Origin of the sequence: Neorhizobium vignae (genome assembly GCF_000732195.1) — a bacterium.
GTDB classification, from domain to species: domain Bacteria; phylum Pseudomonadota; class Alphaproteobacteria; order Rhizobiales; family Rhizobiaceae; genus Neorhizobium; species Neorhizobium vignae.
In genome coordinates this window covers 1-26649 of sequence record NZ_JNNU01000022.1, presented here as the reverse complement: position 1 = coordinate 26649, position 26649 = coordinate 1, and the positions used below count along the sequence as shown (strand labels likewise).

The window sequence follows — 26649 nt, the reverse complement described above, 5'->3', positions numbered from 1 at the left end:
AGGACCCAGTCCTGAAACCGATCGGGGGAGAGACCGGAACGTCTCTCCCCCGATCCGTGTTCAAAGGTCGAAATGGCCCGAAAGAAAATCGCCGGAGAGACCGCGCCCTCACCGGGTCGTGTCGTCGTCGCCAATGCCGTCCACGTCGGAAAGCCGTACGAACTCGACGCCGCGCCGTTTCAGGGTAACGAGCGCCCGGGCCACACCCTCGCCGGCCGCATGAGTGGGCTGGTTGATATGCGCGAGGACGACGTCGCCGTCCCTGGCGGCAGCGATGCGTTTTTCGGCGACGTCGGCACCGAGCAGGGAGCCACCATCGCCGTTCAGCGAATAACCGGCGACCCGATACCCCATATCGCGGATCTGGCGTATCGCCGAAGGGTCGTATTTTGCGGTCGAGCCGCGGAACCAGCGTGGTGCCGAAAAACCCGCCGCCAGCATGGCGTCAGCGCCGCCTGTCACTTCCTGGCGAACCGCGTCCGGCGATCCGGCAGCGGCGATGCCGTAGATCAGGACCGGCATATCGACCGCTGGGACATGGTTCTGGCCGTGGTTTTCCAGTTCGAAGAGATCGAGATTCTGCAGAAAGATTGCGACCGACTGCGGGTTGTTTCTCAGCCAGCGGGCCGTGACGAAAATGGTCGCGGGAATTCTCTCTCGGACCAAGGTGGACAGGATACGCTCGTCCGCCCTGCCCATGCAGGCATCGAAGGTCAGCGCCAAACGGGGACGGCTGGCATTGCCAGAACGGCTGACATGCAGATGCGGCTCCACCAGTTTGGGAGCGGGCACGGCATTTTGCGTCAAAGAGGGGTTCGGCGACTGCTTCTGGGGCAGAGTCTGGGCGCCGGCCGTCAGAGGAAGCAGGAGGAAGGTACAAAGCAGAACGCGTCGCATGATGGAATACCGATATCGAGAAGGCTTTCCCTTATCGGCAAATCCTTAAAGGCGCCATGCGACGGAATCGGCAGTCGCTAAAAAGGCCGGACGATGCCGGCCTTTCTTGGGGAAGACGTTTTGATCAGCAGTTCGTAGACTGACCGTTTGGGTTCGTGCCGGCCTGGCCCGAGGGTACCGAGGCGGTGCCGGTCGCGTCAGGCGTGGTGGCAGTGCCTCGCGTCTGACGGTTCGGAGCGAGGTTGGTGCGCGTGTCTTTCGTGCCCGCCGCATTGCCCATGGCGCGCCGATCCGGAAGCCTAGAAGCGAGCCGACGCCAGCCTGCTCTGCAGCGACTTGAGATCTTCGGCCTTGCGGGAAGCCAGGCCCTTCTCCCACGAGATCGCAGTCTCGACGATGAGATCGAGATCGTCGTGGCGCGGTCTCCAGTCAAGCAGCCGGCGTGCGAGCGTCGAATTGGCGACCACGCTTGCCGCGTCGCCCGGCCTTCGGGGCCCATAGCGGATTTCGAACTTGCGACCGCCAACCCGCATCACGGCGTCCAGAACCTCCAGGACCGAGTAACCGCGGCCGTAACCGCAATTGGCGATCAGAGGCTCGCCGCCGCGACGCAGGTAACTCAGCGCCTTCAGATGCGCGTCCACCAGGTCGGTGACATGGATGTAGTCGCGGATGCCGGTACCATCGGGTGTCGAATAATCGGTCCCGTAGACATCGACCCCACGGCGCTTACCGAGTTCCGCCTCGCAGGCGATCTTGATCAGGTGGGTCGCGCCCTCTGTCGACAACCCCGTGCGGCCAAGCGGATCGGCACCGGCAACGTTGAAATAACGCAGCGCCACGAAGCGGAAATCATGCGCCGCGGCGGCATCGCGCAGCATCATCTCCGACATCAGCTTCGACTGGCCATAGGGGTTCTTCGGATGCAGGTCGGCGTTTTCCAAGACGGCGGTGTCGTCTTTCTGGTCTCCATAAACGGCAGCCGTCGAAGAGAAGACAAAATGGCGAATACCGGCGGCGATCGCGGCTGCGGCAAGCAGCCGGGTATTGCCGGTGTTGTTCTCGTAATAATCCAGCGGGTTGGCGACCGATTGCGGCACCACGATCGAGCCCGCGAAATGCAGGATCGCGTTGATGTCGTTTTCCGCGAAGATCTGCGAAAGAACGGCGCGGTCGCCGACGTCGCCGAGATAGAAGCGCGCCTCGGCCGGCACGGCCCAGCGAAAACCGGTCGACAGCCGGTCGAGAACGACAACTTCCTCGCCCGCGTCGAGCAAAGCCCAGGCCATGTGGCTGCCGATGTAACCCGCGCCGCCTGTTACCAGAACTGCCATGTCTATACTTCCCTGCTTTCTTATCGTTGGCAGGACGAAAACACGGGCAGTCTTCAACAATGCTTACCCGACGCTGGCTGCGCCGGGTTTATCTCGGGTCAAGGCAAATAGGCTCTTGAGCAAATCGCTCGAATTTTAGCGATTGCGTGCCGGATCGGATCAGAGACGCTTGATATAGTCCGAGAGGCGGCCGGCTGCCTCTTCGATCTGCTTCGGATCGCGCAGGAAGCAGGCGCGCAGGAAAAGCTCGCCGCCCTTGCCGAACGCCGAACCGGGCGCCAGCGCCACGCCGATCTTGTCGACGATATCGAGCGCTGCGCTGCGGCTGTCGGTGATGCCGTCCACCTTGACGAAGGCGTAAAGCGCCCCATCCGGCTTTAAGGTCTCGACCCGGTTGGTGGCGATCAGCGCGTCGCAGAGGATGTCGCGCGCCTCGGTCGCCCGCGCGATATTCGCGTTTACGAAATCATCGCCCTGGTTGAGTGCCACCACGGCGCCGCGCTGCAGGAACTGGGCCACGCCGGAATTCGAATACTGCACCAGGTTTTCGATAACCTGTCCCATTTCCGGCGGAGCGACGATCCAGCCGACCCGCCAGCCGGTCATCGACCAGTTCTTGGAGAAGGAATTGGCGAAGATGATCCGGTCGCCTTCCTCCATGATGTCGAGGAAGGACGGCGCACGGGCAGCACCTCCGTAATAATAACGGGCATAGATCTCGTCGGCGACGATCCAGATGCCGTGCTTGCGGGCCAGCGTCAGGATATTCTTCAGGTCGTCGAGCGTCGCGGTCCAGCCGGTCGGGTTGGCCGGCGTGTTGATGAACAGGCCCTTGGTCTTCGGCGTGATCTTGGCTTCCAGCTTGGCGAGATCGAGCGACCAGCGGCCGCCGACGAAATTGAGCGGCAGGCCGACGGAATGGGCGCCGGAAATCTCGATCGCCGAGATGATGTTCGGCCAGGTCGGCGACAGGTAGATCATCTCGTCGCCCGGCGAGGTCACCGCCTGCACCGCCAGCATGATCGCGTGCATGCCGGACCCGGTGACGTAAAAATGCTCGACCGGCAACGAGACGGAGAAATGCCGCGCGTAATAATCCGACAAGGCCTGGCGCAGTTCGGGAATGCCGCGCTGCCAGGTGTAGAAGGTCTCCCCGCCCAGAAGCGCCTCGGTTGCCGCGCGGTTGATGAAATCCGGGCTCGGCAGATCGCCTTCACCGGCCCAGAGCGGGATCAATCCCTCCCGCCCGCGGGCGTAATTGAGAACCTCGACAATGCCGCTTTCGGGCGCCGCGACGGCGCGGGGGCTGAGACTGGAGATGATCGACATGGAATTCCCTTGGCTTGTTTCCCACTTCTTTAGCGCAGGAAGCCCAAGGAATCCCATGATAATCCGTGAGGCCGGGATCGATTCCGATGATGAATCGCCCCGGCGTGATCAAAAGATCACTTTGCCTTGAGAATGTCGCGGATTTCGCTGAGCAGCTGGATATCGGCCGGCGGCGGCGAAGGCGCTTCCTCAGCCGACTTCTTTTCATCGGCGAGGCGCATCTTGTTCACGGCCTTCACCATCAGGAAGATGATGAAGGCAAGGATCAGGAAATTGATGAGGACGGTGATGAAATTGCCGTAGGCAAAGACCGCGCCCTGTTCGCGGGCAGCGGCCAGCGACGGCGCGGTGACGGTGCTCGACAGCGGCAGGAAGTAATTCGAGAAATCGAAGCCGCCTCCGGTGATGGCGCCGACGATCGGCATCACGATGTCATCGACCAGCGATTTTACGATGCCGGTGAAAGCGGCGCCGATAATGATACCGACCGCAAGATCGACGACATTGCCCTTGGCAACAAAAGAACGGAATTCGCTGATCATTGACATGGCCAATTGTCCCCCATGGCGCTTCAGGTTTCAGTAAAATGCAACATAGCGCTTTCTGCGGATGTGAAAAGACACCGTTCGCCAAAGGCTTAAATGCGACCGTCTATTGGACTTTTTGCCAAGAGGCTCCCTGATTTCCAAGCGATTGCTTTTCCCCTAATGTTCGAGGCTCGAAGCCTTTTGCGGAGGAGCAATGCTTCCGGGCTGGATCATTTTCGTTTCGGCTTTCGCCTATGTGCTGCTGCTGTTTGCAGTGGCGAGTTACGGCGACCGGCGGAGCCGTGTCTTCGGCGTGCCCAAGAATGGGCGGCCGATCGTCTATGCGCTCAGCCTTGCGATCTACTGCACCTCCTGGACCTATTTCGGCGGCGTCGGGCTTGCCTCGCAGAGGGGGCTGGAATTCACCGGCATCTATATTGGCCCCATCCTCGCCTTCACACTCGGCATGCCGATCATCCGACGTATCGTCGAGCTCGCCAAGGCGGAGAAGCTGACGTCCGTCGCCGATTTCATCGCCGCCCGCTACGGCAAGAATTCCACGGTCGCGATGATCGTCGCGATCATCGCCCTGGTCGGCGCGGTTCCCTATATCGCGCTGCAGCTGAAGGCGGTGTCGAGTTCGGTCGCCGCCATGGTCAATCCCTCGGATTACGGCATCGGCAGCGGCAATCTCTACTTCATCGACCTGGCGCTGATCGTCACCCTGATGATGGCCTGTTTCGCCGTCATCTTCGGCACCCGGCACACGGACGCGACGGAACACCAGGACGGGCTGATCCTCGCGGTCGCGATGGAATCGGTGGTCAAGCTGCTCGCCTTTGCGACGGTCGGCTTTTCGGTCTTCTTCATTCTCTTCGACGGACCGGCCGACCTGCTCGCCAAGGCATCGGAAAACATGCTGGTCGGTTCGGCGCTCGCCTACGAGACGCCGATCAGCCGCTGGCTGGTCCTGATCGGGTTGTCGGCGTTTGCGATCATCATGCTGCCGCGGCAGTTCCACGTGACCGTGGTCGAGAACCGCACGACAAAGGAGCGCAAGGTGGCGAGCGCGCTGCTGCCGCTCTACCTCATCGCCATCAATATTTTCGTGCTGCCGGTCGCGATGGCCGGGCTGATCACCTTCGGCGGCACCGGCGACGCCGACCTCTACGTGCTGACGCTGCCGCTTGCGGCCGAACTGAAGGTGGTTTCGCTGATCGCCTTCATCGGCGGCTTTTCCGCCGCCACCGCCATGGTGATCGTCGAATCCGTGGCGCTTTCGATCATGGTGTCCAACGACATCATCATCCCGATCTTCCTGCGGCAGCGGCTGATGGCCGCACGCTCCGGCCAGCGCACCGATTTTACCCGCACGCTGCTGAACATCCGCCGCGTCGCGATCTTCGGCGTTCTGATCCTCGGCTATGCCTATTACCGCATGGCCGACAGCCAGTCCGGGCTTGCCTCCATCGGCCTGCTCGCATTCGCGGCGATCGCGCAGGTGGCTCCTGCCCTCCTTGGCGGCCTTGTCTGGCGCCGCGCCAATGCCCGCGGGGCGATCCTCGGCATGTCCTTCGGCTTCCTTGCCTGGGCTTACCTGCTGTTCGTGCCGAGCCTCGGCGGACCGGACAATTCCCATGTGGCGACCGCCGTCCTCAATTTCCTCTTTCCCGGCACCGGCATCTTCTCCGGGCCGCGGACGGACCCGCTGGTCAACGCGACGCTCTTCAGCCTGACGCTCAACATTCTCGCCTTCGTGCTGGGATCGCTGTCGCGCAATCCGCGGCCGGTCGAGCGCATCCAGGCCGGCATTTTCGTGAAAAGGCACCTGCGCTCGCAATTTGCCACCCGCGGCTGGAAGACCCGCGTGGGCGTCGGCGACCTGAAGACGGCCATCGCCCGGTATCTCGGCGAGGAACGCATGCGGCGCTCCTTCTCCAACTATGAGAAGACGGCCGGCCGCACGTTCAGCGACGATCAGCCCGCCGACATGGCGATGATCCACTTTTCCGAACAGCTGCTCGGCAGTGCCATCGGCTCGTCTTCCGCCCGGCTTGTCCTGTCGCTGATCCTGCAGAAGGCCGAGGATACCAATTCCGACACCGCCTGGCTGCTCGACCAGGCAAGCGAGGCGCTGCAATATAACCAGGACATGCTGCAGACGGCGCTGTCGCAGATGGACCAGGGCATCGCCGTGTTCGACAGTTCCGAACGCCTGACCATCTGGAACCGGCGCTTCCGAAATCTCCTGGATCTGCCGGAACAGGTCGGCCAGGTCGGCTTTCCGCTGGCAGATATGGTCGCCATCCTTTCCGAGCGCGGCGATCTCGCGGTGTCGGACCAGGCCGAAGTGATCCGCCAGTTCCAGACGCTGGATGCCCCCTTCTCGCTGGTGCTGAACGGCGGCCAGCGGATCATCGAGGTTCGCTCCAACGCCATGCCCGACAAGGGCATCGTCGCCACCTTCACCGATATTTCCGACCGCGTCGCGGCCGACCAGGCGCTGAAACAGGCAAACGAGACGCTCGAACAGCGGGTCGGCGAACGCACCGCCGAGCTCACCCGCGTCAACAAGGAGCTGGCCGAAGCCCAGGCCTCCGCCGACGAGGCCAATATCGGCAAGACCCGGTTCTTCGCGGCCGCCGGCCACGACATCCTGCAGCCGCTCAACGCCGCCCGGCTTTATTCCTCGGCACTGGTGGAGCGGCTCGGCGCCTCCGACAACAACGGTTCGCTGGTCCGCAATATCGATTCCGCGCTGGAATCGGTCGAGGCAATCCTCGGCGCCGTGCTCGACATATCGAGGCTCGATACGGGTGCCATGAAACCCCGCTTCACCTCGGTGCCGCTCGACGACCTTCTGAAACGCATCGAGACCGATTACGCGCCGATGGCCCGCGAGAAGGACCTGGAATTCGTTGTCATGCCGACATCCCTGAAGGTCCGATCCGACGCCAACCTGCTGCGCCGCCTGGTGCAGAACCTCGTTTCCAACGCGATCAAATACACGATCGACGGCAAGGTGCTGATCGGCGCGCGCCGGCGCGGCGACCAGGTTGTCATCGAGGTGCTCGATTCCGGCATCGGCATTCCGCCCTCCAAGTTTCGCACCGTGTTCAAGGAATTCGCCCGGCTGGACGAAGGTGCGAAGACGGCGGCCGGCCTCGGTCTCGGCCTGTCGATCGTCGACCGCATTTCGCGGGTGCTCAACCATCCGGTCCAGATCGCCTCCACGCCCGGACAAGGCACCGCCTTCCGGGTGCAGGTCCCGATGGATCTAACCGCATCGCAGGCAGCGCACGCCACCGACCAGTTGGAGCGCCGCAAGCGCTCGCAGCCGCTGAACGGGCTCCGGGTGCTCTGCATCGACAACGAGCCGCGCATCCTCGAAGGCATGGCGCTGCTGATCACCGGCTGGGGCTGCACCGTCGGCCAGGCGGATTCGCTCGCAGCCCTCGACGAGATCATCGACCGCCGGGAACCGCCGCCGGAAATCATCATAGCCGACTATCATCTCGACGACGGCAACGGCATCGAAGCCGTTCTCAAGCTCCGCCAGAAATACCAGGCGGACATCCCGGCGCTGATCATTACCGCCGACCGCACCCCGGAAGTGCGCGCCGAAGCGGAGCGGCACGACATCGCCGTGCAGCACAAGCCGGTGAAGCCGGCCGCCATGCGGGCCTACCTCACCCAGGTTGCAGGGCTCAAGCGCGTCGCGGCGGAATAGTGTGAACCTCACCCAACCCACCGTTCATCGCGAAGTCATCACGCACAGTTTACGGTAGATCACGTCTAAACGCTCCAATACGGCTGGAACTGTCCGGCTTTTTGCCGCGTTTAGCCGCGTACATCCTGGCCCGCAGAGGCCTTACGGACCGAAAGGCGACAGCCGTCGGAACCGGCAAAGACGGAGACCGCGACCGATGAAACGCTTTGATATTATTGATGGTATGCGAGGATATTTCCTCGTTTTCATGGTGCTCAACCATCTGATCTTTGCCGGCGGCTATTTCCTGGTCAAGATCAACCACAATCAGCTCGCCTTCGTGGAAGATGCCCAGGGCTTCGTCTTCCTGTCCGGTCTTCTGATCGGCATGGTCTATGCCAAGAAGATGCTGAAGAACGGCTATGCGGCCGGACGCACGGCGATCTACAGCCGCGCCTTCGAACTCTATCGTTATGCGATGGGCATCGTGCTGGTTGTGCTGGTCGCGCAGATGCTGCTGCCCGGGGCCTACTCGATCTGGTTCAACTGGCTGGGTTACACGACCTTCGACGACCCGCTGCGCCTCGCCGCGATCGCGACATTCCTCTACCAGCCGACCTTCATGGACATCCTGCCGCAATATATCGTCTACATGCTTTTCGCCCCGATGCTGGTGAAGCTCGTGCTGGAGGACAAGTGGCACTATGTGGTGGCCGGTTCGGTCATCCTGTGGATGGCGGCCCAGCTCGGCCTGCAGCAGATCGCCACGACGCCGCTCAACGATCTGGTCATGGGTGCGGACGACCAGGGTATCCGCGTGTCGTTCAACCTGCTCGGCTGGCAGGTCGTCTTCTACTCGGGCCTCGTGCTCGGCGCGCTGACGTCGGCCGGCAAGATCAAGTGGAGCAATATCCTGTCGCCGGACAATACCTTCATCCCGAAGGTGGCGCTGCTGATGGTTCTATTCTTCCTGCCGCTGCGCCTGATCACCGCGCATGAGCTGATGCCGCCGCACATGATCGGCAAGTTCGCCTCGATGGAAATCCGCGCCGATTTCGGCCCGGTCTATCTTCTGAACTTCGCCGCCGTCGCGATACTGGTTACCTGGCTGATCGTCGCCGGCCCGAAGCACAGGGACGAATGGGTGCGCCGCATCGCCGGTGCGATCACCTGGGTGTTCTCGATCAAGTACCTCCAGCTTCTCGGCCGCCACTCGCTCTACGTCTATGTGTGGCACGTCGCGATCGTGTACTTCGTCTACTATTTCGACGGACGGACGCCGGAGCTCAACGAGTTCACCAAGACCGCGATTGCCCTCGTCTCGATCGCGCTGCTGTCGCTGCCCGCCCTGTGGCGTGAACGCGACAAGCTGTTCGGCACGCAGACCCCTGCTCCGGTCAAGGTGCAGCAGCCCGCAAAGCCCGGCGCACCGCAGCAGATGGTCATCCGGTAAGGCGATATAAGGCCAATTCAAAAACAAGGGCAGCGGCTGAAGGCCGCTGCGCTTTGCGTATAGGAACCTTGCAACCCACTCGACGTCATCCTCGGTCTTGAGCCGAGGATCCAGCATCCGTACCGCCAGCCGACGGATCCTCGGCTCAAGACCGAGGATGACGGAGAACGGGGCGGGGAGCCGCTTTCCCGCGATATCCCGGTAGACTGCTTCTTTACGTAACCGCCCCGACCTGCCACGGCACGAATTCGTTATCGCCGTAGTCGTAGATCTCGCTGAGCGTCTTCTTGCCGGAAGCCACCGCGATCACATCCTCGAAAATCCGCAGTCCCGCCTGTTCGATCGTCTCCTCGCCGGTGACGATGCCGCCGCAGTTCAGGTCCATGTCTTCCTTCATGTGCTCGTACATTTCGGAATTGGTGGCAATCTTGATGCAGGGCGACGGTTTGAAACCCGAAACCGAGCCGCGCCCGGTGGTGAAACAGATGACGTTGCAGCCGCCCGCCACCTGTCCCGTCACCGCGACCGGATCGTAGCCGGGCGTATCCATGAATACGAAACCCGGTTCTGTCACGGTCTCGGCGAACTCGTAGACGGCCTTCAAAGGCATCGAGCCCCCCTTGGCGACCGCGCCGAGCGATTTTTCCAGGATGGTGGTCAAGCCGCCGAGCTTGTTGCCGTGGGACGGGTTGTTGTTAAGCTCGTCGCCGTTACGGGCGGTGTAATCCCGCCACCAGTCGATCCGCTGCAGCAGTTTTTTCGCCACGTCCGGCGTGACCGCGCGGCGGGTGAGCAGATGTTCGGCGCCGTAGATTTCAGGCGTTTCGGAGAGCACGGTGGTGCCGCCGTTGCGGACGATCAGGTCCGACGCATAACCGAGCGCCGGATTGGCGGAAATGCCGGAATAACCGTCCGAACCGCCGCATTCGAGCGCAAGCTTCAGTTTGGAGAGCGGCTGCGGCGTGCGCGTCGCGCCATTCACGCCCGGCAGCATCTCCTTGATGATGGCAATCGCCGCATCGATGGTCTTGCGGGTGCCGCCATACTGCTGGATGTTCATGGTCCGCAGGCGGTCGCCCTCCTCCATACGGTAATGCTCGAGGATCGGGGCGATCTGGTTGGTCTCGCAGCCGAGCCCGATCATCAGGATGCCGCCGAAATTCGGATGCCGGGCATAACCCTGGATGGTGCGGATCAGCAGCCGATAACCTTCCGACTTGTTGTTGAGCGCGCAACCGCCGCCATGGGTAAGCGCCACGACGCCGTCGATATTGTCGAAACCTTCGAGCCCGCCCAGGCGGTTGAAATAGTCGGCGATGTAGCGCGACACCGTGGCGGAACAGTTCACCGAGGAGATGACGCCGATATAGTTGCGGGTGCCGGCGCCGCCGGCGCCGCGGTCAAACCCCATGAAGGTGCGCCGCTCGGCTTCCGGCAGCATGCCCTTTTCCTCGATATCGACGCTGAACTGATGCTCGTGCTCGGACGGCAGCATGGCGAGGTTATGCAGATGCACATGGCTGCCGGGGGCGATGTCCTCGGTCGCGATGCCGATCACCTGGCCGTATTTCTTCACCTCGCCGCCGGTGGGAATCGCCCTGATCGCCACCTTGTGGCCACGGCCGATCAGCTCGCGGGCCATGACGTCGCCGTAACCGGTCGGGCCGCCGGGCCGCATCGGCTGCCTTGCGACGCCGACGTCGTCGATCGGGTTCAAGATGATGATGGGTGAAGCCGCAAGATCCATTTTTTGTTTCCTCCCGAAACAGCTGCAGGAATATCACCGTGTCTCGTGGTTCATCCAGCGCTGTTTCGATTCCTCCAGATGTGCATGCATCATCGCCTGGGCGAGAAGCGGGTTGCGTGTTTCCAGCGCCGCATAGATCGCCTCGTGTTCGGCTAGAGCCGCGCCCCAGGTCTCCGGGGTCTCGAACCGCACCCGGATCTGCGCCGACATCGGACTGTGGCGCTCGTCGAACAGGTCGCCGACGATATGCGCCAGCACCGAATTGCCCGACTGGCTGGCGATGGTCAGATGGAATAGCCGGTCGAGGTCGAGCGCCTTGCGCCCTTCGGCGATCTCGGTGCGCATCTGGTCGAGCGTCTGGCGCAGCGACCGCAGCGTCTCCGACGTGATCCTTGCCGCAGACAGCAGGATGACCGCGCCTTCGACGGCGGCGCGCGCCTGCATCAGTTCGAGCGGGCTTTCGCCCATGGAACCGCTTTGCCAGGGTCGACGGTCCGGCTCGGCCGTCACGTAAATGCCCGACCCCATGCGGATTTCGACGCTTCCGTCGATTTCGAGCGCGATCAGCGCTTCACGCAGGGATGGCCGCGAGACGCCGAGCTGCTGGGCAAGCTCCCGCTCGGCCGGCAGGCGCGCTCCGGCCGGAAACTGGCCGCCCTGGATCAGCACCCGGATCTGGTCGGCTATCTGCTGATACAGCCGCCGCGGTTCTGCCGTCTTGATAGGCCCGTTCATAATTCGCTGTCCTGACAATGTGGCCTTACCATATCAGGCGGCGTGAGGAGAGCAACAACGAAATTTCCACCGTTGATTTTTCATGGTTTTTAATCGTTATCGCCCTTCTTCCTTCTACCGTCACCGGCCTGTGGCCTTGCTCTGAAAAAATTGGCTTGACCACTTCCGCCCTCAGGTTTACCCATTAGCAACGCCGGAGGGAGGAGCCGCCGGCAAGTGGGCCTGACCGGCCCCGGGGAGGCAAATGTGGAAAACCGTCCGGCCGAGCTTGGGCAGACTATGCATGGCGCCACCATGCTGCCGGGCCGCGTCGCGTCGGTTGCGGCTATCGAGCCGCTGCTCCGCCTCGACAATATCAGCAAGGATTTTCCGGGCGTCAAAGCGCTTGCCAACGTCCATTTCGACCTCCGCCGCGGTGAGGTTCATGCCGTCTGCGGCGAAAACGGCGCCGGCAAGTCGACGCTGATGAAGATCGTCAGCGGCGTCTACCAGCCGAGTTCAGGCACGATCACCTACAAGGGCGAGGAACGGCATTTCTCCTCGACGCGGGAATCGGAAGCCGCCGGCATCGCCATCATCCACCAGGAACTCAATCTCGTGCCGCACCTCACGGTCGCCGAGAATATCTACCTCGCCCGCGAGCCGCGCCGTGGTTTCCTCGGCGGCAGCTTTCTGGTCGACCGCAAGAAGCTGCGGGCCGACGCCAAGCGCTGCCTCGACCGGCTCGGGGTCGACATCAATCCGGATCGTCCGGTGCGGGGCTTGTCCGTCGCCCAGTGCCAGATGGTCGAGATCGCCAAGGCATTGTCTCTGGACGCCGAAGTGCTGATCATGGACGAACCGACCTCCTCGCTCACCGAGCAGGAGACGGGAAAGCTGTTCAAGGTCATCCGCGACCTGAAGGCCTCGGGTGTCGGCATCGTCTATATCTCGCATCGGCTCGACGAAATGTCCGAGATCGTCGACCGCGTCACGGTGCTGCGCGACGGCCGCTACATCTCCACCGACGATTTTGCCGCCACCAGCATCGATGCGATCGTCTCGAAAATGGTGGGCCGGTCGCTGGAGGAAAAATTTCCGGAGCGGACATCGGTTCCGAGCGACGAGGTCATCTTCTCGGCGCAAGGTCTTTCACGCGCCGGCGTCTTCCGCGACATTTCCTTCACGCTGCGCCGCGGCGAGATCCTCGGCTTTGCCGGCCTGATGGGCGCTGGACGCACGGAAGTGGCCCGCGCCATCTTCGGCGCCGATCCGCTCGATACCGGGACGGTCACCCTGCACGGCCATACGCTCAGCATCAGCTCGCCGCGCGACGCGATCGCCGCCGGGCTTGCCTATCTGTCCGAGGACCGGAAGGCTCAAGGGCTGGCGGTCAAGATGACGGTCGACGCCAACATGACGCTCGCCAATATGGCGGCGGTCTCCAATCGTTTCGGGCTGATCGACTTCGCCAAGCATGCCCGGGCGACGAAAGAATACATCGATCTGCTCAACATCCGCACGCCCTCGATCAAGCAGCCGGTTCGCCTTCTCTCGGGCGGCAACCAGCAGAAGATCATCATCGGCAAATGGCTGTTCCGCAAATCCAAGCTGCTGTTCTTCGACGAACCGACCCGCGGCATCGATGTGGGCGCCAAGCTGGCGATCTACCGGATCATGGACGAGCTTGCGGCAAACGGCATCGGCGTCGTGCTGATCAGTTCCGAGCTTCCGGAAATTCTTGGCATGACCGACCGCGTTGCGGTCTTCCACCAGGGCCGCATCACCGGCGTGCTGGAGACGGCGAAAACCGACCAGGAAGAGATCATGCGATACGCCTCCGGCTACGCTCGGTCGGCAGGATGAGGGCATAACATGGCTGAGATCACCGAAGTTTCGAAGCAGAAGAGCGGCACGCTCAGCGACCGCCAGAAGGATATCATCCAGAAATTCGCCGCGCTCGGCAGCCTGTTCGTGCTGATCGGCGTCTTTTCGGCCACCAGCAGCGCCTTCTTCACCATCGACAACGGCATGACGGTGGCGCTGCAGGTGACCTCGATCGCCTTTCTCGGCATCGGCGCCACCTGCGTCATCATCACCGGCGGCATCGACCTGTCGGTCGGCTCGGTGCTGGCGCTGTCGGGCGTCGTCGCGGCGCTGGCGGTCAAGGATTTCGGGACGCCCGTGTGGCTCGGCATGATCTGCGGCATTCTGACGGGCTCGGTCTGCGGGTTCATCAACGGCATCCTCGTTACCAAGATGAAACTGCCGCCCTTCATCGCCACGCTCGGCATGATGATGATCGCCCGCGGCGTTGCGCTGCAGATCACCGGGGCACGGGCGGTCTCGGGGCTCGGCGAATCCTTCGGCGAACTCGGCAACGGCTCGCTCTTCCGCGTCGTCAAGATCGGCGACGACGGTTTCCCGACCATCATCTTTCCCGGCATCCCCTATCCGGTCATCCTGATGATCGCGATCGCGCTCGCCGTCTCCTACATGCTCAACCGCTCGGTGCTCGGCCGGCATATCTATGCGGTCGGCTCGAACGCGGATGCGGCGCGGCTTTCGGGCGTCAACGTCGCCCGCATCGTCAGCTTCACCTATGTTCTGTCCGGCACGCTGGCCGGCCTCACCGGCTGCGTGCTGATGTCGCGCCTCGTCACCGCCCAGCCGAACGAGGGCGTGATGTACGAGCTCGATGCGATCGCCAGCGCCGTCATCGGCGGCACCTCGCTGATCGGCGGCGTCGGCACCATTTCCGGAACCGCGATCGGCGCCTTCGTGATCGGCATCCTTCGCAACGGCCTCAACATGAACGGCGTCTCGGCCTTCACGCAGCAGATCATCATCGGCCTCGTCATCCTGGTCACCGTATGGATCGACCAGCTGCGCAACCGCCGCTGAGGAGAAAGGGCACGCGGACCTTTACCCGCGAGACTTCATGGGAGTGAGGAGCTCTCTAAAAAACCGGCCGTTTCAGGCCAACGAAAAGAGGAGGAAGACATGAAAAAGCTTGCTGCCGCATTGCTGACATCCGTGATCGCCCTGACCGCGTTCTCGGCTCAGGCTGGCGAAATCGCCGTCATCGTGAAGACCGTCAATTCCACCTTCTGGCAAAATGTCCAGAAGGGTGCCGATGCCGCCATGAAGGCCGGCGGCGGCAGCAACACCATGACCTTCCAGGGACCGGCCGCGGAATCGGCGATCGCCGATCAGGTCAACATGGTCGAGAATGCCGTCAACCGCAAGGTTTCCGGCATCGTGCTGGCGCCGTCCGATCCCGACGCCTTGGTTCCGGCCGTCAAGAAGGCCTGGGAAGCCCGCATCCCGGTCGTGATCATCGACTCGCTGCTCGCCAAGGGCTCCGAGCAGTATTACCAGTCGTACCTGGCCACCGATAACAAGAAGGCCGGGGAACTGGCCGCCAAGGCGCTGATCGACAAGGTGGGCAAGGAAGGCAAGATCGCCGTGATGTCCTATGTTGCGGGTGCTGGCTCGGAAATCGGGCGCGTCGGCGGCTTTACCGACTATATCAAGGCGAACTCGAAGCTCACCATCGTTGGACCGTTCTACTCGCAGTCCCAGATGGCGACCGCGCTCAACCAGACGACCGACGTGCTGGCCGCCAATTCCGACCTCAAGGGCATTTTCGGCGCCAACGAGCCGACGGCGATCGGCATGGGCCGCGCGCTGAAACAGTCCGGCAAGGCCGGCAAGGTGGTCGCGATCGGGTTTGACGGAAACCAGGACCTGCAGGAATTCGTCAAGGACGGAACGCTTTCCGCCATCGCGGTGCAGGGCTCGTTCCAGATGGGCGAACTCGGCGTCAAGACCGTGCTCCAGTCGATCAACAAGGAGAAGGTCGAAAAGTTCGTCGATACCGGTGTCGTCGTCGTCACCAAGGACAATATCGACAAGCCGGAAGCCAAGAACGTTCTCTACTAACCTTACCCCCAGCGGGCGCGCATCGCGAATGATGCGCGTCCGTAATCCTATTCCAAAAAGAACTACGGACGATCCCATGAATGTCACCGAGCGCCGCAAACTGCCCCACGCCTCCGTCGAATTCACCCAGATGGGGCTCGGCTGCGCGCAGATGGGCAGTCTCTACCACAAGACCTCCTACGAGGAATCGGCCGGCGCCTTTGGCGCCGCCTGGGAGGCCGGCATCCGCTATTACGATACGGCGCCCTTCTACGGATACACGCGCTCCGAACGGCGGCTCGGCACCATGCTGACGGACCTGCCGCGCGGCGACTTCGTGCTCAGCACCAAGGTCGGCCGGCTCATGCAGCCGGACGAGACGGTCGGCTCGCAGGAAGACGGTTATGTCGAGCCTTTGCCCTTCCGGCCGGTCTTCGACTACAGCTATGACGGCATCATGTGGTCCTTCGAGGCAAGCCAGCAGCGGCTCGGCATCCTCAAGCCCGATATCCTCTACGTCCACGATATCGGCAGCATGACCCATGGCGACAAGCACCAGCACTACTGGTACCAGCTCACCGCCGGCGGCGGTTTTCGCGCGCTGAAGAAGCTTCGTGAGGAAGGACTTACCAAGGCGGTCGGTCTCGGCGTCAACGAATGGGAGATCATCCGCGACGCGATGCAGGTCTTCGATATCGACGTCGCCATGCTCGCCGGCCGGTATACGCTGCTCGAACAGCAGAGCCTTGCCTTCATGGACGATTGCGCCAGCCAGGGCGTCGGCATCGTGGTGGCCGGCCCGTTCAATTCCGGCCTGCTCGCCGGCAACCGCAAATTCAACTATACGGACGCGCCGGCCGATATCCTCGCCCGCGTCGACGTGTTGCGCGCGGCCTGCGAGGAAGAGGGTGTCAGCCTGCAGGCCGCGGCATTGCAGTTTCCCCTCGCCCATCCGGCCGTGGTGACGGTCGTCTCCGGCGCACGCACCGCCGAACAGATCAAGTCGAATGTCGAGTGGTTCGGAGAGGAAATCCCCGCCTCCTTCTGGTCCCGCCTGAAAGCCCGCGGGCTGATCGCCAATGGTGCGCCGCTGCCCGGTCAGGAGGGCTGACCATGCGGATCGACGCGCATCAGCATTTCTGGCGGATCGCGGACCGGGCCGGCCAATGGCCGCCCGCCGAGCTTCAGGCGATTCACCGGGACTTCCTGCCCGGCGATATGCGCCCGCTTCTCGAAGCCGCCGGCATCGACGGCACGGTGCTGGTGCAGACCATGGAGAGCGAGGCTGACACCGTGTTCATGCTCGATCTTGCCGACAGCACCCCTTTCATCCTCGGCGTGGTCGGCTGGACCGACATGAAGGCACCGGACGCACCGGCAGCCATAGCCCGGCTGGCCCGGCATCCGAAGCTCAAAGGGCTTCGGCCGATGCTGCAGGATATCGCCGACGATCACTGGATCGGCGACCCTGGGCTCGATGCAGCCGTGGCAGCCATGCTCCAACATAATCTGGTCTTCGATGCGCTGGTGCTGCCGCGCCATCTCGACCCGCTGCTCGGTTTCGCCCGGCGACACCCCGGTCTGCCGATCGTGATCGACCACGGCGCCAAGCCGCCGATCTCTGAAGGCCGTTTCATCGACTGGCATGGGCGCATGAAAGTGCTTGCCGAGCTGCCGAATGTTCATTGCAAGCTTTCCGGCCTGCTGACCGAGGCCGGCGACCAGAAGCCCGAGGCGGTGCGACCTTATGCCGAAAGTATATTCGACCTGTTCGGCCGGCGGCGGGTCATCTGGGGCAGCGACTGGCCGGTGTTGAGGCTTGCCGGAGATTACCAAGCCTGGCTGGACCAATGCCTCGATATCGTGCCGGCCGACGATCATGGCGAGGTCTTCGGCGGCAATGCCCAGCGTTTCTATAGGCTCGGAGCGTAAGAACATGCTGACTATCATCTGCGACGAACCAGGCAAACTCAGCGCCATCGACCGTCCCAAGCCTCTTCGCGGTGAAGGCGAGGTGCTGGTGAAGCTGCGGCGCATCGGCGTCTGCGGTACCGACCTGCATATCTTCACGGGCAACCAGCCTTATCTCTCCTATCCGCGCGTCATGGGCCATGAACTCGCCGGCACGGTCGAAGAAGCGCCGGCCGGCAGCCTGCTCGAGGCCGGCGATACCGTCTCGATCATGCCCTACATCTCCTGCGGCCGCTGCCATGCCTGCCTCAAGGGCCGAACCAATTGCTGCCGCAACCTCGGCGTCCTCGGTGTGCACCGAGACGGCGGCATGACCGAATATCTGAGCCTGCCGGAAGCATTCCTGCTGAAGGCCGACGGGCTTTCGCTCGACCAGGCGGCGATGGTGGAATTTCTGGCGATCGGCGCCCATGCGGTTGCCCGCGCCAGGATCGAGCCGGGACAGAGCGTTCTGGTTACCGGCGCCGGTCCGATCGGGCTGGCGGTCGCGATCTTTGCGACGCTCGAGGGCGCAGCGGTGACGCTTCTCGACAGCCGTGGCGACCGGCTGGACTTCGCCCGCCGGCAGCTGGGGCTCGCCTCCACGGTTCAACTTGGTCCGGACGACCACGGAGAGCTCTCAGGCCTGACCGGCGGCGACTTCTTCGATGCCGTCTTCGATGCGACCGGCAACCCGAAAGCGATCGAACGCGGGTTCGGTTTCGTCGCCCATGGCGGCACCTACGTGCTCGTTTCGATCGTTTCGAGCGACATCACCTTTTCCGATCCGGAATTCCACAAGCGCGAGACGACGCTGCTCGGCAGCCGCAACGCCACGGCCACGGATTTCGAGCGGGTGATGCAGGCCATGCGCGAGGGCAAGATCCCCGCAGCCCTGATCACCCACAGAATGATGCTGTCGGAGGTGCCGGAACGTTTTCCTGGGCTGACCGATCCGGCGGCCGGCGTCGTCAAGGCGCTGGTGGAAATCTGAAGGAGGCGATGATGCAGCGAATGGGCATGGTGATCGGCATCGAGCCGCAGATGATCGCGGAATATAAGCGCCTGCACGCCGCCGTCTGGCCTGACGTACTTGCCCTTATCAGCCGCGCCAACATCAGGAACTACACGATCTTCCTGCGCGAGCCGGAAAACCTGCTGTTCGGAGCCTGGGAATATCATGGCACCGATTTCGAAGCCGACATGGCAAAAATAGCCGCCGACCCTAAAAATCAGGAATGGTGGTCTCTCACCATCCCTTGCCAGAAGCCGCTCGACAGTCGCAAAGAAGGCGAGTGGTGGGCGATGATGGAAGAAGTCTTTCATCTGGATTGAGGATTTCTTCAATCAGACTGACGGCCGGCCAGAGAATTTGAGGACAAGACATGACGATCAGACTTGATGGGAAAACCGCGTTGGTGACGGCCGCAGGCCAGGGTATCGGCCGGGCGGCGGCGCTCGCCTTTGCAGAAGCCGGCGCGACTGTCCATGCGACCGATATCAACGAAGGCTTGCTGGCTGCGTTGCCGAAACTCGACAACCTGACAACCGCAAGGCTCGACGTGCTCGATAACGCCGCCATCGTCGCCTGTGTCGAGAACATCGGCACGGTCGACATCCTCTTCAACTGCGCCGGCTTCGTCCATGGGGGATCGATCCTCGAGATGAAGGACAGCGATTTCGACTTCGCCCTCGACCTCAATGTCAGGGCGATGATCCGCACCATTCGGGCGGTGCTGCCCGGCATGCTTGCACAGAAGGACGGCGCGATCATCAACATGTCCTCGGTCGCCTCCAGCATCAAGGGCGTGCCGAACCGCTTCGCTTATGGTGTCACCAAGGCGGCGGTGATCGGGCTTACAAAATCCGTCGCCGCCGACTATGTGACCGACGGCATCCGCTGCAACGCCATCTGCCCCGGCACAGTCGAAAGCCCTTCGCTGCAAGACCGCATGCGGGCCCAGGGCAATTACGACGAGGCCCGCGCCGCCTTCATCGCCCGCCAGCCGATGGGCCGGCTCGGCACCCCGGAAGAAATCGCCGAGCTCGCCCTCTACCTCGCCGGCGCCACTTATACGTCAGGCCAGGCTTACGCCATCGACGGCGGCTGGACCATCTGAGGCAATACGAGAGAACCATGACCCGCATCACCGATCTCCGCGTCTTCGATCTTCGTTTTCCCACATCGCAGAGCCTCGACGGCTCCGACGCGATGAACCCGGACCCGGATTATTCGGCGGCCTATGTCATCCTCGATACCGATAGCGGAGATCTTGCCGGCCACGGCCTGACCTTCACGATCGGGCGGGGCAACGACATCTGCTGCATGGCGATCAAGGCGATGCGGCATCTGGTGGTCGGACAGGAACTCGAAACCTTCGCCACAGCGCCCGGAAAATTCTGGCGGCATCTGACCAGCGACAGCCAGTTGCGCTGGATCGGTCCCGACAAGGGCGCCATCCACCTCGCTACCGGCGCGATCGTCAACGCCTTCTGGGATCTGCTCGCCAAGCAGAAGGGCAAGGCGGTGTGGCAGCTGGTTTCCGACATGTCGGCGGAAGAGATCGCCGACATCGTCGACTATCGTTACCTGACCGACGTGCTGTCGCGCGAGGATGCGTTGGCGATCCTGAAACGGGCCGAGGCTGGCAAGGCGGAACGCGTCGAGGTGCTGAAGCGCGAGGGTTATGCCTGCTACACGACGTCGGCCGGCTGGCTCGGTTATCCCGAGGACAAGCTGCGCCGGCTCTGCAAGGAGGCGGTAGACGCAGGCTTCAACCATGTGAAAATGAAGGTCGGCCGCGATCTCGAAGACGATATCAGGCGCCTCACCATTGCCCGCGAGGTGATCGGCCCCGACCGCTTCCTGATGATCGATGCCAACCAGGTCTGGGAAGTCGGCCAGGCGATCGACTGGGTCAACAAGCTCGCCTTTGCAAAGCCCTTTTTCATCGAGGAGCCGACCAGCCCGGACGACATTGCCGGGCACCGCAAGATCCGCAATGGCATCCACCCGGTGAAGGTCGCGACCGGCGAGATGTGCCAGAACCGCATCATGTTCAAGCAGTTCATCGCCGAGGGCGCGATCGACATCGTGCAGATCGATTCATGCCGCATGGGCGGTCTGAACGAGGTGCTGGCGGTGCTGCTGGTCGCGGCCAAATACGGCCTTCCCGTCTGGCCGCATGCCGGCGGCGTTGGCCTCTGCGAATATGTGCAGCATCTGTCGATGATCGATTACATTGCCGTATCCGGCACCAAGGAAGGCCGGGTGATCGAATATGTCGATCATCTGCATGAGCATTTCCTCGAGCCTTGCATGATCGAGAACGCGGCCTATATGCCGCCGGCGCGACCCGGCTTCTCGATCGAGATGAAACCGCAATCGATCGCCGACTACACTTTTCGCGGCTAGAGTTTTTCAAGTTCCGCATTCACCCGCGCACGCCATGCGCTATTCTCCGTGAGAGCCTGGGGGAACAGGCCCGGAATTGCGAAGAAGGGCGCTGACGGATCGTCCGCCGTCATCCTGGCGGCGGCGGCCTTGAGCTCCGTCGCGCGCGGATCGTTGATCTCCGCAGTCTTGCGGGCATAGGCGATCCAGAGAGCCACAACGTAAGCCCCAGATGACGCATCTCCACCCTTCGCCAAGGCTTCCACGGCACCTGCAAAGATGCGCTGCGGCAGTTTCTGGGTGCCGTCCATGGCGATCTGCTGCGTCTTGTGGGCGATCGTCGGGTTCTCGAAGCGCTCGATCAGTTGGTCCATATAACCGCCGAGATCGATACCCGGCACCGGATCGAGCGTCTTCACCGCCTCCGCCATGTGGCGGCGCACCAGGGCCCGGTATTCCGGCACGGCCATGACGTCGCGGACGAACGGGAGGTCCTTCAACTGGCCGAGATAGGCGACCAGCGAATGGGAACCGTTGAGCAGCCGCAGCTTCATCTTCTCATAGGGCTCGACATCATCGACGAAGAGCGCGCCGCCGGCTTCCCATCTGGGCCGGCCGGCGAGGAAATGGTCCTCGATCACCCACTGCATGAAGGGCTCCGTGCCGAGCGCCAGCCTGTCTTCGGCGCCGATCAGCGTCTCGGCAAGCTCCCGCGTCTCGTCGGTGGCGGCCGGCACGATCCGGTCGACCATGCTGGACGGAAAGGCGCCGTGGCCGGCGATCCAGTTGGCAAGCGCCGGATCGCGGGCACCCGCCAGTTCGATCACCAGCCGCCGCACGATGCGCCCGTTGGTCGGCAGGTTGTCGCAGCACAGCACGGTAAAAGGCGCCAAGCCGGCGGCATGGCGGCGCGAAAAGCCTTCGACCAGATAACCGATCACACCGGTTGGCGATGTCGGATTGGCAAGATCCGCCTTGACGGACGGATGGTTGCGGTCGATCCCGCCGGATACCGGATCGATGCCATAGGCCTTTTCGGTGACGGTGATGGTGACGATCCGGATTGTCGGATCGGCCAGCAGCGCCAGGATTTCCGCCTGGTTCTCGGTGCCCGACAGACCTTTTGTGATCGAGCCGACGACGTGGGCGCTGTCGCCCGCAGCGCCGCGCGCAACCACGGAATAAAGCCCATCCTGCGCCGCAAGATCATGGACGATGTCGACCGAGCGTAAGCTAACGCCGACAATTCCCCAATCACCGAACTCCGCTGCCAGCGCGGCATCCGTATAGACCGCCTGATGGGCGCGGTGGAACGCGCCGAGGCCGATATGCAGAATGCCGGGCTTCAGGAGAGCCCGGTCAAAACCGGGCACGGCGACATGGGGGGCAAGTGCGGTGGAGGCGGAAAGGCGTGGCATTCTTTGATCATGACGCCCCGAAATACTCGCGGGCATCCTCCCTTATTGACGCAAGCAGTGATAGCCTTGGGCAAGTGCGTGGGTCAACGACATACTCCGGACACTTGCCCGCCGAAAGCCGGAGTTTCCGTTTGGAACGGCAGGCAAGTGCCGGAGGCGGCGCTTTCAAAACATGCAAAATCTGATAGTGACGAACGACCGGGTCGCGGGGGCGCCCGGCACATCCACCGAGCGACCGAAGACCGGCCAGGTCTGTGGCATGGGACGTTGTAGACAGGGGGCAATCATGCGTTTTCTGGCAGTTTTTTCGATGGCAGTCGGCTTGGCTCTTGCGGGCTGCTCGCAGGTGGCGGAAAAGGCGGAAAATGCCGCCAACCGGTCCTTCACCAGTTATGCGATGGGCCGTCCCTATGCGGAGGTAGCCAATGTCAACCAGTCGACCCTGGCGAGGCTTTCCGGCTCCGACGCGACGTTCGGGCCGATGATCGGTGCGACGCAGCTGAAAAACGGGATGACCATCTACCGGCATATCGCGCCCGCGGCGCGCACCGAGTCCGGCTCGAGCTTCGGTGGTCTGGTCGGCCGTTCGACCGTGTCGCAGAACAACCGGCTTTCCTATTTCCTGGTCGGCGCCGACGGTATCGTCAAGGATTGGGCGACCGGCTCGGTGCAGGGCAATGTCAGCGACTGCGTGCAGTATATCGGCGGCATCATCAACCGCTGCTCCGACATGCGCCAGGTTGAAGCCTCGCTTGCTCTCTACGACATGCGCGTGACGACCAGGGGCGGCCAGCCGGTCTCGGCCTGGGGAGAGCCGGCAGTACCCGCCGCACATTCGGCTGTGCCCGCGGCGCGCTGAACAATCCGGCTTTCGCAGGTAGCGCCCCTTGGCGGGGGCATTTCCGATATTATCTCCGGTCATGGCATCCGCTTTTTTCAGACCAGGAGACCGACCATGACCGCCCCGCATCCTTCCAAGACCCATATCGGCAATCACAAGCTCCATCCCGAAACGCAGATGCTGAACTACGGCTACGATCCGGAGCTTTCCGAAGGCGCCGTGAAGCCGCCGGTCTTCCTCACCTCCACCTTCGTGTTCAAGTCCGCCGAGGAAGGCCGCGACTTCTTCGATTTCGTCTCCGGCCGCAAGGAGCCGCCGGCGGGGACGGGGGCGGGGCTGGTCTATTCGCGCTTCAACCATCCCAACAGCGAGATCGTCGAGGACCGGCTGGCGGTCTACGAGCAGGCGGAGAGCTGCGTGCTGTTTTCCTCCGGCATGTCGGCGATCGCCACGACGCTGATGGCGTTCGTCAGGCCGGGCGACTGCGTGCTGCACTCGCAGCCGCTTTACGGAGGCACCGAAACGCTGCTTTCGAAAACCTTTCTCAACATGGGCGTTGCGGCGGTCGGCTTTGCGGACGGGGTCGACGAGGAGCTGGTGACAGTGGCGGCCGGGGAGGCGATGGCCAGGGGCCGGGTTTCGGTGATCCTGATCGAGACGCCGGCCAACCCGACCAACAGCCTGGTGGACGTGGCAATGATCCGCCGGGTCGCCGAGGCGATCGGCGAAAAACAGGGGCACCGGCCGGTGATCGCCTGCGACAACACGCTGCTCGGGCCGGTCTTCCAGCGGCCGATCGAGCACGGGGCGGATATCTCGCTTTATTCGCTGACCAAATATGTCGGCGGCCATTCGGACCTGATCGCGGGTGCGGCGCTCGGCTCCAAGGCGGTGATGAAACAGGTGAAGGCGCTGCGGGGGGCGATCGGCACGCAGCTCGACCCGCATTCCTGCTGGATGCTCGGCCGCAGCCTGGAGACGCTGTCGATCCGCATGGAAAAGGCCAATACCAATGCGCTGGCCGTCGCCGACTTCCTGCGCGGGCATCCGAATGTCGAGAACATCCATTACCTGCCCTATCACGACCCGGCATCACCGGTCGGAAAGGTGTTTGCGGCGCAATGCACCGGCGGCGGCTCGACCTTCTCCTTCGACATCAGGGGCGGCCAGCCGGCCTCGTTCCGGTTTTTGAACGCGCTGCAGATCTTCAAGCTGGCGGTGAGCCTCGGGGGCACGGAATCGCTTGCCAGCCACCCGGCGACCATGACCCATTCCGGCGTGCCGGCCGAGGTGCGCCAGAGGATCGGCGTGCTCGATTCGACCATCCGGCTGTCGATCGGCATAGAACACCCCGACGACCTGATCGCCGACCTGACGATCGCACTCGACAAGGCGTCATGACCGGCTGATCCCGCCTGGACCCGACCGCTATCGGGGCCGTCATTCGCCGGTGTCCCGAGCCTGCCGCCTGCCACCCTATTTCGGCTCGTCGTCGCCCTCGCCGCCGGACCGCCTCATGCCCGCCAGCACCTTGCGCTGACGCACACCGAAGGCCTACACAGAGCGGAAAGACCTCGTGGTAGCGGAGCTTGGCGGATTTGCGCTTCCGCGAGAAATCCTCTGCAGGCCTGGCCCGGAGGCAGCAAGAATGCTTACAAGTCTCCCGAAGCTGAGATAGGTCGTGAATCCTGAGGGAGCTTCTGAAACTCTCGGGGATTTCCGGCGTTTCGGCAACGCCTTGAACTTGGCCCAGGTCAACCTCGGCCGGTAGGGTTCTTTGTCCTTCCACGAAGATGCCCCAGCCCTCCAATAGTTGGCATTCAGTGACCGCAACCCTCACGCAGGAGCGGAGATACAGCGGCCGATCGACGGTTGTTGACCACTCCGCGGCACCGAGCCGCGAGGTGCTGCCTTCATTGCATGGCGGGATGCTGCATGGACGACTTGTTCAGCAGCTCGCCGCCGCCCGAGGTCGGGAAAGAAGCGCCGTCAACCATGCCGGCAACAGTCCGTAACTTATGCCGGTTATGATGTCGCCGATCCGATACTTACCGGAAAAGGTTCGCCAGGCGTTTGTGAACTCGGAGGAACCTTTGAACTGATCAAGAAACTCTTTTTCGTCATTCGGTATATTCTCCCCTTCAATCAAGACGGTTTCGCGAGATCAGTACGGTGCCGGCCGCATCACGTGGCGATGACGTGGATCCGCGCGAGAGCGGCTCCCATGGGCAAGATCGAAAAGACCCCGGGGTTGACCTCATTCGCGGCCCGTAGCTGCGGTGAAGGGGTAGCTGCGGTAAAGGGAAGGTTGTTTATTGGTGTGTCTTCTCTTCCCGGCCCATCAGATCGGCGAGGTCATCGAGAAGCCCCGCTGCTCCGACTTGGCCATTGTTGGCCATTGCTGCGGAGGCCAGCCGTAGATTATTCCCATAGCTATTGGCGGTCATCATTCCCGATTGCTCGAGGGTTTTCACCAAGGTCATTATCGCCGCACAATGCGCTAGGTTCATGTGGACCACGGCATCCATTAATTGATCAGTGGTGATCTCTTTCTTAATCACTGCAAAGTCTCCTGTTCCGGCGTCTGATCGCCAGTGCTATCAGATCAAGGTGCATGTCCCCTTCGGCGAGCATCATGCGCGGGCTGGCTCGTCCTGGAAACTGACAAGACGCCGTCAAGAGTCAAGAATTGGCGACAAACGACAAGCACCTCACTTTCGCGGGGCTCGATACGCGCCTGATTGCGATCTCAGGCTAGGTATCCTCCACCCGCAAGGATTTCGGTGTCCCGCCGGATCTGCATGCCGCCTTAGATCTCCGGCTGACGCTCGATGCAGAACCAGTACGCCTTCAACTTGTCGAGCTCGAAGCCCAACCCTCCCCATTCCTTCCGACGAGCGTCCTCGCACCGGTGCTCGAAATGGACCAGGGTGGAGCCATGGGGCGCCGTCGCTCATCCGGGGACGCTGGTCAAGGCACGCTTTCGGACAATAGAACTTCGCGCTACTCCTCCCCGACAGGATTCCCGCGGGGAAGTCCGGGCGAAGATCATGTAAACTGGAAATCCCCTGACTGAAGGCTTGATAACAGCACGTTCTGCAGCGTGATGGTATTGTCCGCATCGGCCGTAATGAGCGTATCGCCGCCAGATTGGTTGGATGCGGCGAGAAGCGACGCCCAATCGGCAAAGACGCTGTGATCGATTTTGATCGTGTCGTGCGCCGTGCCGGTTGTCACGAAATTTGTGATCGTATCGTGGCCCCAGTCTGGCAGATACACGAAGAAGTCCGCGGCCGCTCCACCAGTGAGAGTATCGTTGCCTGCGCCACCCGTTAGCGTGTTGGAGCCCGCGCCGCCGACGATTAGGTTGTCGAGCTCGTTACCTGAACCCGTGAATACCGCTGTGCCTGTG

At 62.5% G+C, this 26649-nt stretch carries 21 protein-coding genes and 1 pseudogene; 13 read left to right on the top strand and 9 right to left on the bottom strand.

The genetic code is table 11. The features are described 5' to 3' along the window. Window positions 1–108: 108 nt before the first annotated feature. From GQ59_RS25665 to mscL, 4 genes are all read right to left on the bottom strand, one after another. Window positions 109–897 (bottom strand): polysaccharide deacetylase family protein, encoded by a 789-nt coding sequence (locus GQ59_RS25665; RefSeq protein WP_037086733.1) that lies wholly within the window; start codon window positions 895–897, stop codon window positions 109–111. Between the two features lie 299 nt (window positions 898–1196). Next, window positions 1197–2231, bottom strand: a complete 1035-nt coding sequence (gene galE, locus GQ59_RS25660; protein ID WP_037086731.1) for a UDP-glucose 4-epimerase GalE — start codon at window positions 2229–2231, stop codon at window positions 1197–1199. Window positions 2232–2390: 159 nt separating this feature from the next. Beyond that, window positions 2391–3560 carry a pyridoxal phosphate-dependent aminotransferase gene (locus GQ59_RS25655; RefSeq protein ID WP_037086729.1) on the bottom strand — a complete coding sequence of 390 codons (1170 nt, stop codon included), beginning with the start codon at window positions 3558–3560 and terminating at the stop codon, window positions 2391–2393. Window positions 3561–3676: 116 nt separating this feature from the next. Then, window positions 3677–4102: a large conductance mechanosensitive channel protein MscL gene (gene mscL, locus GQ59_RS25650; protein ID WP_037086727.1), complete on the bottom strand. Its 426-nt coding sequence runs from the start codon at window positions 4100–4102 to the stop codon at window positions 3677–3679. A gap of 199 nt (window positions 4103–4301) precedes the next feature. On the opposite strand from mscL, the gene GQ59_RS25645 reads away from it, so the two are divergent. Both GQ59_RS25645 and GQ59_RS25640 read left to right on the top strand, forming a co-directional pair. Continuing rightward, entirely contained in the window at window positions 4302–7817 is a 3516-nt protein-coding gene (locus GQ59_RS25645; RefSeq protein ID WP_037086725.1) for a hybrid sensor histidine kinase/response regulator, read from the top strand. Between the two features lie 196 nt (window positions 7818–8013). Next, window positions 8014–9249: an OpgC family protein gene (locus tag GQ59_RS25640; RefSeq protein WP_037086723.1), complete on the top strand. Its 1236-nt coding sequence runs from the start codon at window positions 8014–8016 to the stop codon at window positions 9247–9249. A 214-nt stretch (window positions 9250–9463) separates the two neighbouring features. Here GQ59_RS25640 and GQ59_RS25635 read toward each other — a convergent pair whose 3' ends face one another. Further along, a complete protein-coding gene (locus GQ59_RS25635) occupies window positions 9464–10996 on the bottom strand; it encodes a UxaA family hydrolase (protein WP_037086721.1) in 1533 nt (510 codons plus the stop codon). A 33-nt stretch (window positions 10997–11029) separates the two neighbouring features. Next, window positions 11030–11731, bottom strand: coding sequence for a FadR/GntR family transcriptional regulator (locus GQ59_RS25630; protein ID WP_037086719.1), 702 nt, complete (start codon window positions 11729–11731; stop codon window positions 11030–11032). A 279-nt stretch (window positions 11732–12010) separates the two neighbouring features. Between GQ59_RS25630 and GQ59_RS25625 the strand changes: the two genes are divergently transcribed. The 9 genes from GQ59_RS25625 to GQ59_RS25585 all read left to right on the top strand — a co-directional run bounded on the left by GQ59_RS25625 (window position 12011) and on the right by GQ59_RS25585 (window position 20999). Next, window positions 12011–13576 carry a sugar ABC transporter ATP-binding protein gene (locus GQ59_RS25625; RefSeq protein WP_037086717.1) on the top strand — a complete coding sequence of 522 codons (1566 nt, stop codon included), beginning with the start codon at window positions 12011–12013 and terminating at the stop codon, window positions 13574–13576. A gap of 9 nt (window positions 13577–13585) precedes the next feature. Then, window positions 13586–14614, top strand: coding sequence for an ABC transporter permease (locus tag GQ59_RS25620; RefSeq protein WP_037086715.1), 1029 nt, complete (start codon window positions 13586–13588; stop codon window positions 14612–14614). Between the two features lie 99 nt (window positions 14615–14713). Further along, a complete protein-coding gene (locus GQ59_RS25615; RefSeq protein ID WP_037086713.1) occupies window positions 14714–15655 on the top strand; it encodes an ABC transporter substrate-binding protein in 942 nt (313 codons plus the stop codon). 76 nt (window positions 15656–15731) lie between these two features. Next, on the top strand, window positions 15732–16745 hold the full coding sequence (locus GQ59_RS25610; protein WP_037086711.1) for an aldo/keto reductase: 1014 nt from the start codon (window positions 15732–15734) through the stop codon (window positions 16743–16745). A gap of 2 nt (window positions 16746–16747) precedes the next feature. Further along, window positions 16748–17566 (top strand): amidohydrolase family protein, encoded by an 819-nt coding sequence (locus GQ59_RS25605; protein ID WP_037086709.1) that lies wholly within the window; start codon window positions 16748–16750, stop codon window positions 17564–17566. Window positions 17567–17570: 4 nt separating this feature from the next. Continuing rightward, complete coding sequence (locus GQ59_RS25600; RefSeq protein WP_037086707.1) at window positions 17571–18578, top strand: zinc-binding alcohol dehydrogenase family protein; 1008 nt, start codon at window positions 17571–17573, stop codon at window positions 18576–18578. Between the two features lie 11 nt (window positions 18579–18589). Beyond that, on the top strand, window positions 18590–18919 hold the full coding sequence (locus GQ59_RS25595) for an L-rhamnose mutarotase (RefSeq protein ID WP_037086705.1): 330 nt from the start codon (window positions 18590–18592) through the stop codon (window positions 18917–18919). 50 nt (window positions 18920–18969) lie between these two features. Further along, on the top strand, window positions 18970–19704 hold the full coding sequence (locus GQ59_RS25590) for an SDR family oxidoreductase (RefSeq protein ID WP_037086703.1): 735 nt from the start codon (window positions 18970–18972) through the stop codon (window positions 19702–19704). A gap of 17 nt (window positions 19705–19721) precedes the next feature. Then, window positions 19722–20999: an L-fuconate dehydratase gene (locus tag GQ59_RS25585; RefSeq protein ID WP_037086701.1), complete on the top strand. Its 1278-nt coding sequence runs from the start codon at window positions 19722–19724 to the stop codon at window positions 20997–20999. Here GQ59_RS25585 and GQ59_RS25580 read toward each other — a convergent pair. Then, entirely contained in the window at window positions 20996–22396 is a 1401-nt protein-coding gene (locus GQ59_RS25580; protein ID WP_037086699.1) for a mannitol dehydrogenase family protein, read from the bottom strand. The two genes, GQ59_RS25585 and GQ59_RS25580, sit on opposite strands and share 4 nt — an antisense overlap. A gap of 286 nt (window positions 22397–22682) precedes the next feature. Between GQ59_RS25580 and GQ59_RS25575 the strand changes: the two genes are divergently transcribed. Both GQ59_RS25575 and GQ59_RS25570 read left to right on the top strand, forming a co-directional pair. Next, window positions 22683–23255, top strand: a complete 573-nt coding sequence (locus GQ59_RS25575) for a hypothetical protein (protein ID WP_037086697.1) — start codon at window positions 22683–22685, stop codon at window positions 23253–23255. A 96-nt stretch (window positions 23256–23351) separates the two neighbouring features. After that, on the top strand, window positions 23352–24638 hold the full coding sequence (locus GQ59_RS25570) for a cystathionine gamma-synthase family protein (protein WP_037086695.1): 1287 nt from the start codon (window positions 23352–23354) through the stop codon (window positions 24636–24638). Window positions 24639–25549: 911 nt separating this feature from the next. Here the strand turns inward: GQ59_RS25570 and GQ59_RS25565 are convergent. Next, complete coding sequence (locus tag GQ59_RS25565; RefSeq protein ID WP_037086693.1) at window positions 25550–25798, bottom strand: hypothetical protein; 249 nt, start codon at window positions 25796–25798, stop codon at window positions 25550–25552. A gap of 487 nt (window positions 25799–26285) precedes the next feature. Next, window positions 26286–26649: pseudogene (locus GQ59_RS32570) on the bottom strand (calcium-binding protein); the annotation flags it as partial.

Coding starts and splice junctions, on each gene's coding strand:
- galE (WP_037086731.1), bottom strand. CDS start 2,231: ATGGCAGTTCTGGTAACAGGCGGCGCGGGTTACATCGGCAGCCACATG.
- GQ59_RS25640 (WP_037086723.1), top strand. CDS start 8,014: ATGAAACGCTTTGATATTATTGATGGTATGCGAGGATATTTCCTCGTT.
- GQ59_RS25655 (WP_037086729.1), bottom strand. CDS start 3,560: ATGTCGATCATCTCCAGTCTCAGCCCCCGCGCCGTCGCGGCGCCCGAA.
- GQ59_RS25645 (WP_037086725.1), top strand. CDS start 4,302: ATGCTTCCGGGCTGGATCATTTTCGTTTCGGCTTTCGCCTATGTGCTG.
- GQ59_RS25585 (WP_037086701.1), top strand. CDS start 19,722: ATGACCCGCATCACCGATCTCCGCGTCTTCGATCTTCGTTTTCCCACA.
- mscL (WP_037086727.1), bottom strand. CDS start 4,102: ATGATCAGCGAATTCCGTTCTTTTGTTGCCAAGGGCAATGTCGTCGAT.
- GQ59_RS25630 (WP_037086719.1), bottom strand. CDS start 11,731: ATGAACGGGCCTATCAAGACGGCAGAACCGCGGCGGCTGTATCAGCAG.
- GQ59_RS25590 (WP_037086703.1), top strand. CDS start 18,970: ATGACGATCAGACTTGATGGGAAAACCGCGTTGGTGACGGCCGCAGGC.
- GQ59_RS25620 (WP_037086715.1), top strand. CDS start 13,586: ATGGCTGAGATCACCGAAGTTTCGAAGCAGAAGAGCGGCACGCTCAGC.
- GQ59_RS25595 (WP_037086705.1), top strand. CDS start 18,590: ATGCAGCGAATGGGCATGGTGATCGGCATCGAGCCGCAGATGATCGCG.
- GQ59_RS25570 (WP_037086695.1), top strand. CDS start 23,352: ATGACCGCCCCGCATCCTTCCAAGACCCATATCGGCAATCACAAGCTC.
- GQ59_RS25575 (WP_037086697.1), top strand. CDS start 22,683: ATGCGTTTTCTGGCAGTTTTTTCGATGGCAGTCGGCTTGGCTCTTGCG.
- GQ59_RS25625 (WP_037086717.1), top strand. CDS start 12,011: ATGCATGGCGCCACCATGCTGCCGGGCCGCGTCGCGTCGGTTGCGGCT.
- GQ59_RS25635 (WP_037086721.1), bottom strand. CDS start 10,996: ATGGATCTTGCGGCTTCACCCATCATCATCTTGAACCCGATCGACGAC.
- GQ59_RS25605 (WP_037086709.1), top strand. CDS start 16,748: ATGCGGATCGACGCGCATCAGCATTTCTGGCGGATCGCGGACCGGGCC.
- GQ59_RS25665 (WP_037086733.1), bottom strand. CDS start 897: ATGCGACGCGTTCTGCTTTGTACCTTCCTCCTGCTTCCTCTGACGGCC.
- GQ59_RS25600 (WP_037086707.1), top strand. CDS start 17,571: ATGCTGACTATCATCTGCGACGAACCAGGCAAACTCAGCGCCATCGAC.
- GQ59_RS25580 (WP_037086699.1), bottom strand. CDS start 22,396: ATGCCACGCCTTTCCGCCTCCACCGCACTTGCCCCCCATGTCGCCGTG.
- GQ59_RS25610 (WP_037086711.1), top strand. CDS start 15,732: ATGAATGTCACCGAGCGCCGCAAACTGCCCCACGCCTCCGTCGAATTC.
- GQ59_RS25615 (WP_037086713.1), top strand. CDS start 14,714: ATGAAAAAGCTTGCTGCCGCATTGCTGACATCCGTGATCGCCCTGACC.